The organism is Bacillus tequilensis KCTC 13622, from assembly GCF_000507145.1.
Classification (GTDB): Bacteria; Bacillota; Bacilli; order Bacillales; family Bacillaceae; genus Bacillus; species Bacillus tequilensis.
Map to the genome: position 1 here is coordinate 43,353 of NZ_AYTO01000033.1, position 9,377 is coordinate 52,729.

8 protein-coding genes, 16 tRNA genes, 1 rRNA gene and 1 riboswitch are annotated in these 9,377 nt (G+C 45.1%); of the genes, 3 read left to right on the forward strand and 22 right to left on the reverse strand.

What is annotated here, in order from left to right:
- Positions 1-2: 2 nt before the first annotated feature.
- Positions 3-770, reverse strand: a complete 768-nt coding sequence (locus V756_RS0111345) for an ABC transporter ATP-binding protein (protein WP_024714767.1) — start codon at positions 768-770, stop codon at positions 3-5.
- Between the two features lie 405 nt (positions 771-1,175).
- Here V756_RS0111345 and katA point away from each other — a divergent pair, with 405 nt between their 5' ends.
- The gene (gene katA / locus V756_RS0111350) at positions 1,176-2,627 is read left to right on the forward strand and encodes a catalase KatA (RefSeq protein WP_024714768.1); all 1,452 of its coding nucleotides are present in this window, start codon (positions 1,176-1,178) and stop codon (positions 2,625-2,627) included.
- Positions 2,628-2,651: 24 nt separating this feature from the next.
- Here katA and V756_RS0111355 read toward each other — a convergent pair whose 3' ends face one another.
- The 3 genes from V756_RS0111355 to V756_RS0111365 all read right to left on the reverse strand — a co-directional run bounded on the left by V756_RS0111355 (position 2,652) and on the right by V756_RS0111365 (position 5,750).
- The gene (locus V756_RS0111355) at positions 2,652-2,849 is read right to left on the reverse strand and encodes an FbpB family small basic protein (protein WP_024714769.1); all 198 of its coding nucleotides are present in this window, start codon (positions 2,847-2,849) and stop codon (positions 2,652-2,654) included.
- Positions 2,850-2,980: 131 nt separating this feature from the next.
- Positions 2,981-4,750, reverse strand: coding sequence for a phosphomethylpyrimidine synthase ThiC (gene thiC, locus V756_RS0111360; RefSeq protein WP_024714770.1), 1,770 nt, complete (start codon positions 4,748-4,750; stop codon positions 2,981-2,983).
- Positions 4,751-4,881: 131 nt separating this feature from the next.
- Positions 4,882-4,989, reverse strand: a riboswitch (TPP riboswitch).
- Between the two features lie 68 nt (positions 4,990-5,057).
- The gene (locus V756_RS0111365) at positions 5,058-5,750 is read right to left on the reverse strand and encodes a Type 1 glutamine amidotransferase-like domain-containing protein (RefSeq protein WP_024714771.1); all 693 of its coding nucleotides are present in this window, start codon (positions 5,748-5,750) and stop codon (positions 5,058-5,060) included.
- A 119-nt stretch (positions 5,751-5,869) separates the two neighbouring features.
- Between V756_RS0111365 and V756_RS0111370 the strand changes: the two genes are divergently transcribed.
- Complete coding sequence (locus tag V756_RS0111370; protein WP_024714772.1) at positions 5,870-6,151, forward strand: spore coat protein; 282 nt, start codon at positions 5,870-5,872, stop codon at positions 6,149-6,151.
- A 17-nt stretch (positions 6,152-6,168) separates the two neighbouring features.
- Here the strand turns inward: V756_RS0111370 and V756_RS0111375 are convergent, their stop codons facing one another.
- The gene (locus V756_RS0111375; protein WP_024714773.1) at positions 6,169-6,372 is read right to left on the reverse strand and encodes a hypothetical protein; all 204 of its coding nucleotides are present in this window, start codon (positions 6,370-6,372) and stop codon (positions 6,169-6,171) included.
- A 138-nt stretch (positions 6,373-6,510) separates the two neighbouring features.
- Here V756_RS0111375 and spo0M point away from each other — a divergent pair, with 138 nt between their 5' ends.
- Complete coding sequence (spo0M, locus tag V756_RS0111380) at positions 6,511-7,287, forward strand: sporulation control protein Spo0M (RefSeq protein WP_024714774.1); 777 nt, start codon at positions 6,511-6,513, stop codon at positions 7,285-7,287.
- Positions 7,288-7,371: 84 nt separating this feature from the next.
- Here the strand turns inward: spo0M and V756_RS0111385 are convergent.
- The 17 genes from V756_RS0111385 to rrf all read right to left on the reverse strand — a co-directional run bounded on the left by V756_RS0111385 (position 7,372) and on the right by rrf (position 9,244).
- Positions 7,372-7,453 (reverse strand) — tRNA-Leu (locus V756_RS0111385).
- Between the two features lie 257 nt (positions 7,454-7,710).
- Positions 7,711-7,799, reverse strand: a tRNA-Leu gene (locus tag V756_RS0111390).
- Between the two features lie 7 nt (positions 7,800-7,806).
- Positions 7,807-7,877: transfer RNA gene (locus V756_RS0111395), tRNA-Cys, on the reverse strand.
- 5 nt (positions 7,878-7,882) lie between these two features.
- A tRNA-Gly gene (locus V756_RS0111400) sits at positions 7,883-7,957 on the reverse strand.
- 48 nt (positions 7,958-8,005) lie between these two features.
- Positions 8,006-8,077: transfer RNA gene (locus V756_RS0111405), tRNA-Gln, on the reverse strand.
- Positions 8,078-8,086: 9 nt separating this feature from the next.
- Positions 8,087-8,162: transfer RNA gene (locus tag V756_RS0111410), tRNA-His, on the reverse strand.
- Positions 8,163-8,186: 24 nt separating this feature from the next.
- Positions 8,187-8,260 (reverse strand) — tRNA-Trp (locus tag V756_RS0111415).
- Positions 8,261-8,265: 5 nt separating this feature from the next.
- Positions 8,266-8,350: transfer RNA gene (locus tag V756_RS0111420), tRNA-Tyr, on the reverse strand.
- Between the two features lie 20 nt (positions 8,351-8,370).
- A tRNA-Thr gene (locus V756_RS0111425) sits at positions 8,371-8,443 on the reverse strand.
- Positions 8,444-8,448: 5 nt separating this feature from the next.
- Positions 8,449-8,524, reverse strand: a tRNA-Phe gene (locus tag V756_RS0111430).
- A 12-nt stretch (positions 8,525-8,536) separates the two neighbouring features.
- Positions 8,537-8,613: transfer RNA gene (locus V756_RS0111435), tRNA-Asp, on the reverse strand.
- A gap of 59 nt (positions 8,614-8,672) precedes the next feature.
- Positions 8,673-8,749: transfer RNA gene (locus V756_RS0111440), tRNA-Met, on the reverse strand.
- Between the two features lie 7 nt (positions 8,750-8,756).
- Positions 8,757-8,832, reverse strand: a tRNA-Val gene (locus V756_RS0111445).
- A gap of 9 nt (positions 8,833-8,841) precedes the next feature.
- Positions 8,842-8,913 (reverse strand) — tRNA-Glu (locus V756_RS0111450).
- A 34-nt stretch (positions 8,914-8,947) separates the two neighbouring features.
- Positions 8,948-9,039 (reverse strand) — tRNA-Ser (locus tag V756_RS0111455).
- A gap of 5 nt (positions 9,040-9,044) precedes the next feature.
- Positions 9,045-9,119: transfer RNA gene (locus V756_RS0111460), tRNA-Asn, on the reverse strand.
- 9 nt (positions 9,120-9,128) lie between these two features.
- Positions 9,129-9,244 (reverse strand): 5S ribosomal RNA (gene rrf / locus V756_RS0111465).
- Positions 9,245-9,377 lie beyond the last annotated feature (133 nt).

Below are 9,377 nucleotides of genomic sequence, written 5' to 3' on the forward strand. Positions count from 1 at the left end.
TTCTATATCCCTGATCCTTCAGCGTACTCCAAATCTTCTGTTTTCTCGAATTCCGACAGCACTTTCTGTCTGATCGCTTGGAAATCCGGAGTCGTTCTGTTTCGCGGATACGCCAAATGGATGGGTATCAGCTTATGGATGTTTCCTGGCTTTGCTTTAAGAATTGCGAGCTCATTTCCTAAATAAACAGATTCATCTATATCATGAGTGACGAGAATCATCGTTGTTTTTTTCCTCCGCCATATATCCAGCAGCACGTCTTGCAAGTGTTTTCTTGTAAAAGCGTCGAGCGCGCCAAATGGTTCATCTAAAAGCAGCACCTCAGGCTCCCGCAGAAGGGCCCGTGCGATAGCGACTCTTTGTGACATACCGCCTGACAGCTCTCGAGGGTATGCTTTCTCCGACCCTTTTAATCTGACAATCCCGATCAATTCGTCCACCTTCTGTTTGACTTTTGGATCTTTCAAGTTCAAATCGGCGGCAATATTTTGCTCTACCGTCAGCCATGGAAAGAGGCGGTGCTCCTGAAAAATAAATCCTTGCCGAATACCCGGAGCTGTTACGCTTCGTCCGTTAATCTCAATACTCCCGTCATAATCAGAATCAAGCCCTGCAATAATCTTTAACAGCGTGCTTTTCCCGCACCCGCTCGGTCCAATGACTGTTAGAAATTCACCTGGTGCGATTGATAATTGAATGTTCTCTAAGACCGTTGTTTTGCGGCCCTCTTGATCAAATGCCTTTTCTTTGATACTGATGGTTACAGCCACTTTTATCCCTCTCTTTCTGCCAACCCGCCTTCTAAAAAACAAAAAGGCCCCCATCTCTGTTCTTGTAGAGATGAGAGCCTTCGGCGGTCCGATCAGCTGCCCATTTGTTTTTTGTTTGAATATCATGTTAATTCAAATTATTCCGATATGTCAACTCTTTTTTCAGCAAGTTTTTTTGTATCCTTGTTTATCACTTACTCTTCTTATTTCGCAAATAGAGAAGAAAAAATCATGTCTCCAAAAAACTTTATCCTTCATCGTAAGCTGATATAACAAGGATTTATCAACATTTTCAATACTATATATCGCTTAATAGAGATAACTATTTTATAATAATTATAAAATAATATTGACTTTTTAATTAGAGATGATATTATATTTTTATAAATTCCAAGAGGTGATCACATGAGTTCAAATAAACTGACAACTAGCTGGGGTGCTCCGGTTGGAGATAATCAAAATTCGATGACTGCCGGTTCTCGCGGACCCACTTTAATTCAAGATGTACACTTACTTGAAAAATTAGCCCATTTCAATCGAGAACGTGTTCCAGAACGTGTTGTTCACGCCAAAGGCGCAGGCGCTCACGGATATTTTGAAGTGACAAACGATATAACAAAATACACGAAAGCCGCTTTCCTATCTGAAGTCGGCAAACGCACACCGTTGTTCGTCCGTTTCTCAACAGTTGCCGGTGAACTTGGCTCGGCTGACACAGTTCGCGATCCGCGCGGATTTTCTGTTAAATTTTATACTGAAGAAGGAAACTACGACATCGTCGGGAACAATACACCGGTATTCTTCATCCGCGATGCGATTAAGTTCCCTGATTTCATCCATACACAAAAAAGAGATCCAAAAACACACTTGAAAAACCCTACAGCTGTATGGGATTTCTGGTCCCTTTCACCAGAATCACTGCACCAAGTGACAATTTTGATGTCTGACCGCGGAATTCCTGCGACACTTCGCCACATGCACGGCTTCGGAAGCCATACATTCAAATGGACAAATGCTGAAGGCGAAGGCGTCTGGATTAAATATCACTTTAAAACAGAACAAGGCGTGAAAAACCTTGATGTCAATACGGCGGCAAAAATCGCCGGTGAAAACCCCGATTACCATACAGAAGACCTTTTCAACGCAATCGAAAACGGTGACTTCCCTGCATGGAAACTATATGTGCAAATCATGCCTTTAGAAGATGCAAATACGTATCGCTTCGATCCGTTTGATGTCACAAAAGTGTGGTCCCAAAAAGACTATCCGTTAATCGAAGTCGGACGCATGGTTCTAGACAGAAATCCAGAAAACTACTTTGCAGAAGTAGAACAAGCGACATTCTCACCTGGAACACTCGTGCCCGGTATTGATGTTTCTCCGGATAAAATGCTGCAAGGCCGGCTGTTTGCTTATCATGATGCACACCGCTATCGTGTCGGCGCAAACCACCAAGCGCTGCCAATCAACCGCGCACGCAACGAAGTGAACAACTATCAGCGTGACGGACAAATGCGCTTTGACAACAATGGCGGCGGATCAGTTTATTACGAGCCTAACAGCTTCGGCGGTCCGAAAGAGTCACCTGAGGATAAACAAGCAGCATATCCAGTACAAGGAATCGCTGACAGCGTAAGCTACGATCACAATGATCACTACACACAAGCCGGCGATCTCTATCGTTTAATGAGCGAAGATGAGCGCGCCCGCCTTGTTGAAAATATCGTGAACGCTATGAAGCCTGTAGAAAAAGAAGAAATCAAACTTCGCCAAATCGAGCACTTCTACAAAGCGGACCCCGAATACGGAAAACGCGTGGCTGAAGGCCTTGGATTGCCGATTAAAAAAGATGCTTAATAGAGATGCAAAAACCCGCTGTCATTAGCGGGTTTTTTTATATTTGTTACGCACTGCCGTATGCTTCTCATCAATCTTCATATAAATTTCCTCCATGAGCTCCGCACTGTTCATAATCTCTCGTTTGTTTTTTTCGATCAGAAGCTCCAGCGGCAAAATCTGATTTCCGTATGTTTTTCGCTTCTTGAATCGTTTTCTCCCCTTCTCTTTTTTGATTCCCATCACTGTTCCCTCCTTTTTCATACAAAAAAGGCCCTTATCTAAAAGATAAGGGCCTTCGGTGTCCCGATCGGCATATGCTGGAAATGTAGATTAGATCTATTAAAACGCAATCCATTTCGCCTGTCAATCTATTATGTATACAGCCGGCTGCCTTGATTCACAAATTCTTCGGCTTTTTCTTTCATCCCCTCTTGGATCGCATCCGAGTCACTCAGCTTTTTAGCCTTCGCATAATCCCGAATATCCTGAGAAATTCTCATGCTGCAGAACTTCGGTCCGCACATGGAACAGAAGTGAGCGGTTTTAGCTCCTTCTGCCGGGAGGGTTTCATCATGATATTCAAGCGCTCTTTCCGGATCAAGAGATAAATGAAACTGGTCCCGCCAGCGGAATTCAAAGCGGGCTTTTGATAACGCATCATCTCGGATTTGCGCTCCGGGATGCCCTTTTGCAAGGTCCGCAGCGTGCGCAGCAATTTTATATGTAATGACTCCTTCACGAACATCATCACGGTTTGGCAGCCCCAAATGCTCCTTCGGCGTTACATAACAAAGCATCGCTGTCCCATACCAGCCGATCATCGCCGCTCCGATCGCTGAAGTAATATGGTCATATCCCGGCGCAATATCTGTCGTCAGCGGTCCCAATGTGTAAAAAGGCGCTTCTTTGCAAATGTCCATTTGTTTATCGACGTTCTCTTTGATTTTATGCATCGGAACATGTCCAGGACCCTCAATCATCACCTGAACATCATGCTTCCAGGCAATTTGCGTCAGTTCTCCAAGAGTCTCTAATTCAGCAAACTGCGCCTCGTCGTTAGCATCTGCGATTGATCCGGGGCGAAGACCATCCCCAAGAGAGAAAGCAATATCATACGTTTTCATGATTTCACAGATTTCTTCAAAATGAGTGTATAAAAAGCTTTCCTGATGATGGGCCAGACACCACTGAGCCATAATCGCTCCTCCGCGTGACACGATTCCCGTTGTCCGTTTGGCGGTTAATGGCACGTACCGCAGCAAAACACCCGCGTGAATCGTAAAATAATCCACTCCCTGCTCTGCCTGCTCAATCAGCGTATCGCGATAAATCTCCCACGTTAAATCCTCCGCTACGCCGTTTACTTTTTCAAGCGCCTGATAAATCGGAACCGTTCCCACAGGCACAGGGCAATTGCGGATAATCCATTCACGCGTCGTATGAATGTCTTTTCCGGTAGAAAGATCCATCATCGTATCCGCTCCCCAGCGGATGGCCCACGTCATTTTTTCTACTTCTTCTTCGATAGATGACGTAACTGCTGAATTCCCGATATTCGCATTAATCTTCACATGAAAATTCCGGCCGATAATCATCGGTTCACTTTCAGGATGATTAATATTTGAAGGAATGATCGCCCGGCCGCTGGCTACCTCGTCTCTTACAAATTCGGGAGACACATGCTCACGTATTGCGATAAACTCCATCTCAGGCGTAATGATGCCTTTTCTGGCATAGTGCATTTGAGTGACATTTTGGCCCTCTTTCGCCCGCAGCGGCTTCCGCTGCAGCCCTGGATAGCTTATATTTGGATTTGCCTTTTTATAACCGTTATCTTCTGGTTTTATAGCTCGGCCTTCATATTCTTCAACATCGCCGCGCTCATTGATCCACTTTTGCCGGAGCGGCTTTAATCCTTCTTCAATATTAATCGTCACATCAGGATCCGTGTACGGCCCGCTTGTATCATAGACACGCACAGGCGCGTTTTTCTCTTCACCGAACGATCCTGTCGTCGGACTCAATTCGATCTCCCTCATCGGTACTTGGATGTCCGAAGTTGAACCCACATATACTTTCTTGCTCCCCGAAAAACTCGACATAATGGAAATATTGGCTTGCTGCACTGAATTGTTTTGCATACTTATCCTTCCCCTCTCTTCGTTTGAAAGGACAAAATCAAGCCCATAACCAGCACAAAAAACCGGATTCAAATGAATGAACCCGGTTACAGTCAGAAAGTAACATATTATTGCCCAGCACGACAATAATAAAAGCAATTCCTCTACTTCCCCACGCTGGTACGAACCAGATCAGGTCCAAAGGGTTAAGAAGCTTACCTTCTCTCTCAGCCCGAAAGCGGGCACCCCCAGTAACTATTGATTTCGGACTCATCTTAACATAAAAGCATTCGAATAAAAAGAGGAATTTATAAAATATTCAGCTAATTCAACCCAAATATTTGACCGGCAGCGGGGTTTCCATGATTTCATGTTCACCCATCATCACCCGATATGCCTTTGCAACCGGTCTTGAACTCACTGCCTGAAACAGCTGATCACCTATGAAATGAAGAGCTGCTCCATCGTCCGCCGCATAGCCATCGCACAAAAACCCGTTAGCTATCAGCTGGTGGTATATCGGTCTTCGATCCTTTTCACCGTCATAGTGAGGACAAAAGCTCCCTTGCAAAAACCCTAAACTTTTCATACTGGTCAGCGGCCCGGCGGAATCCGTCACACCTTCTTCAAACCAGCAGATCGCACCGGCACTTACTCCAGCTAAAATGACATCGTTCTTCCATGCTTCTCTGAGGATGAGATCCAGCCCCCACTCCTTCCACAACACAAGCATATTCCGCGTATTTCCCCCGCCGACATAAATCACGTCCTTTTCCATAAGAAAAGAAATTAAATCTGTTGACGGCGGCTTAAACAATGACAAATGAGACGGCACACAATCCAGTGATTGAAATGCAGTATAAAACCGCTGCACATAATTTTGAGAATCACCGCTCGCCGTCGGCAAAAAACAAATACGAGGCGACTTCCGCTCTGATTGATTGATGATATATTGATCGAGTGACAAATGGTCCGGCTCCATCGAAAACCCTCCGCCGCCCATCGCAATAATCTGTCTCATCATCCCACCCCCTGGAAACATTTGTTGTTCATTATAGCATTTTGTATAAATGCAGGGTAAATCCTTTCTGAACAGGGGAATCTAAAAAATAAACCTGACATTAATAGGAGATGAAGCCATTGAACGATTTCTCAGGCCAGATCTTACCTGTAACAGTTCTTGATTGCTTAACAACAATCAAAACCAGCATTAAAAAGTATACTGCCGCAATAAAAGAAACCGCAAACCCCGGCCTTAGAACAGCGTTGCATGATCAATTAGATGCAGCTGCCCATCTGCATGATGAACTGTCAGAATTCCTCTTGGAAAAAGGGTGGCTCCTGGATAAACAATTTCAAATCGATTCGCTTTTATCTTGCAGAGAACTGGAACAAAGTCATACAAAAAAGACGATGTCTTGAGACACCGTCTCTTTATTTTATTGCTCCACTCTTCTTAAAGCCTCATTTACCGTTTCTTTTATAAACGCGTCTTCACCGCTTAATCGCTCTAAATTGAGATCGCCGTTTCTCAGTCTTTCAGAAATATTGTTTATATCCTCCTCTACCGTAATTTGCAGCTCACCGGCCAAAAACATTCTGTGTAATTCATCAGCAACCATACGTTCTTTATCCAATTCAATCCGCTCCTTTGCTTTCCATATTATTCTTAGTCTGTCCGAAAGCGGACAAATAATAGGAAAAAAGTATGAATCAAATGAATCTTTTTTCCTCCTTCTTACGTATATCTGCTGAGAAAAAGAAAAAGGGGAAGATCTAACATGTCATTTTTTAAAAAGCTTGCGGCAAGTGCAGGAATCGGTGCCGCAAAAGTAGATACAATTTTAGAGAAAGACGCATACTATCCAGGAGAAGAAGTAAGAGGAACTGTCCATGTCAAAGGCGGGAAAATCTCTCAGGACATCCGCTATATTGATTTACAGCTTAATACACGGTACGTCATTGTAAAAGATGATGAAGAGCACCGGAAATACGCTACAATCCATTCTTTCCGGGTCACTGGTTCATTCACCATCCAGCCTGGAGAAGAGCATCAATTTCCGTTCTCATTCACCCTCCCTCTTGATACACCGATCACTGTAGGGAAAGTAGAGGTCGCCGTGGTGACAGACCTTGATATCCAAGGCGGTATCGATAAATCCGACCATGACCGCATTTTCGTTGAAGCACATCCTTGGATGGAAAGTGTGCTGGAAGCAATCGAAAACCTAGGCTTCCGCCTTAACGAAGCAGACTGTGAACAAGCGCCTTACTTCCGGCGCCGCCTACCGTTCGTTCAAGAATTCGAGTTCGTTCCGACTTCCGGATATTATCGTCAGATGCTTGATGAATTAGAGCTCATTTTCCTTTTAGACGAAGACGGTTTGGAAATCATTTTCGAAGTCGACCGCAGGGCAAGAGGACTGCGAGGATGGCTGGAAGAGATGTATAATGACGGAGAACAGCTCGTACGAGTCCGCTTCAGCCAATCAGAGCTTGAAGATACAGAAGAGCTTGAAGAGGTGCTAGGAGAGATCATAGACCAATACGCTGAGTAAGTGAAAAAAAGAGCCTCAACTAGAATGGGCTCTTTTTCTTTGATAAAATAAAAAAACTCGTTTATATAAAACGAGTTTTCAGTATACCGGTGGTCGGGGTCGAACCGACACTCCAGAAGGAACACGATTTTGAGTCGTGCGCGTCTGCCAATTCCGCCACACCGGCAAGTTTTTCGTCGTATCTAACCGACGTCTATAAATATATCATGGTTCTTGTAATATGTCAACGTATTTCAAAAAAGTTTTTTTTGGAAACATAAATTAAAGAGTGTTAGAAAGTTCTTTATCATCAATGTGTCATAACTTAGCCAGTTATGATAAATCTAAGCAATAAAAAAATGATCTACTTCAGTAGATCATTAATGTGATTAGTTATAATGACAAAACGCAAACACCAATTTCAACTTATCATGTAAGTAAAATTGGTGCCGAGGGCCGGACTTGAACCGGCACGGTAGTCACCTACCGCAGGATTTTAAGTCCTGTGTGTCTGCCAATTCCACCACCCCGGCAATAAGAAGGCGACACCCGGATTCGAACCGGGGATAAAGGTTTTGCAGACCTCTGCCTTACCACTTGGCTATGCCGCCATAATTGGAGCGGAAGACGGGATTCGAACCCGCGACCCCCACCTTGGCAAGGTGGTGTTCTACCACTGAACTACTTCCGCATCTTAAGGAACTTAATACATAATATGCAGTTGATATAAAAAATGAGACTGGGCTAGCTGGATTCGAACCAACGCATGACGGAGTCAAAGTCCGTTGCCTTACCGCTTGGCTATAGCCCAATGATAATATGGGGCGATTGATGGGAATCGAACCCACGAGTGCCAGAGCCACAATCTGGTGCGTTAACCACTTCGCCACAACCGCCATAATCTCAAGATGTCATAAATTTGGCAGGGGCAGTAGGAATCGAACCCACACCGGAGGTTTTGGAGACCTCTGTTCTACCGTTAAACTATGCCCCTATAAATGGTGGAGGGGGGCAGATTCGAACTGCCGAACCCTGAGGGAGCGGATTTACAGTCCGCCGCGTTTAGCCACTTCGCTACCCCTCCACATTGTTTTTGAAAAACAGTGCCGGCAAGAGGACTTGAACCCCCAACCTACTGATTACAAGTCAGTTGCTCTACCAATTGAGCTACACCGGCATAAGTGGTGGCTCGGGACGGAATCGAACCGCCGACACACGGATTTTCAGTCCGTTGCTCTACCAACTGAGCTACCGAGCCTTATTATTTAAATGGCGGTCCGGACGGGACTCGAACCCGCGACCTCCTGCGTGACAGGCAGGCATTCTAACCAACTGAACTACCGGACCATTTGTATATGTTTTTTTGGTTGCACCCTTCGGGCACTCCTTATTTCATAGATATAATTTGGTTGCGGGGGCAGGATTTGAACCTGCGACCTTCGGGTTATGAGCCCGACGAGCTACCGAACTGCTCCACCCCGCGATGATAATGGTGGAGGATGACGGGCTCGAACCGCCGACCCTCTGCTTGTAAGGCAGATGCTCTCCCAGCTGAGCTAATCCTCCATCATATAATGACCCGTACGGGATTCGAACCCGTGTTACCGCCGTGAAAGGGCGGTGTCTTAACCGCTTGACCAACGGGCCCAGACTTTTAATTGTAATTATGTATAAGTATCAGTGGCGGAGAGCAAGGGATTCGAACCCTTGAGACGGAGTTGACCGCCTACACGATTTCCAATCGTGCTCCTTCGACCACTCGGACAGCTCTCCAATAATGGCTCCGCAGGTAGGATTCGAACCTACGACCGATCGGTTAACAGCCGATAGCTCTACCACTGAGCTACTGCGGAATGAAGTCTGCTTGGCGGCGTCCTACTCTCACAGGGGGAAACCCCCGACTACCATCGGCGCTGAAGAGCTTAACTTCCGTGTTCGGTATGGGAACGGGTGTGACCTCTTCGCTATCGCCACCAAACAAATTCAGTGACATTTAACATTATACTATGTATCCTTGAGAAAATCAAGTGTTTTTCGAAAAAAACTTATTCTCTCAAAACTAGATAACAGGTATGACATCATTCAACATGTGGTTAAGTCCTCGATCGATT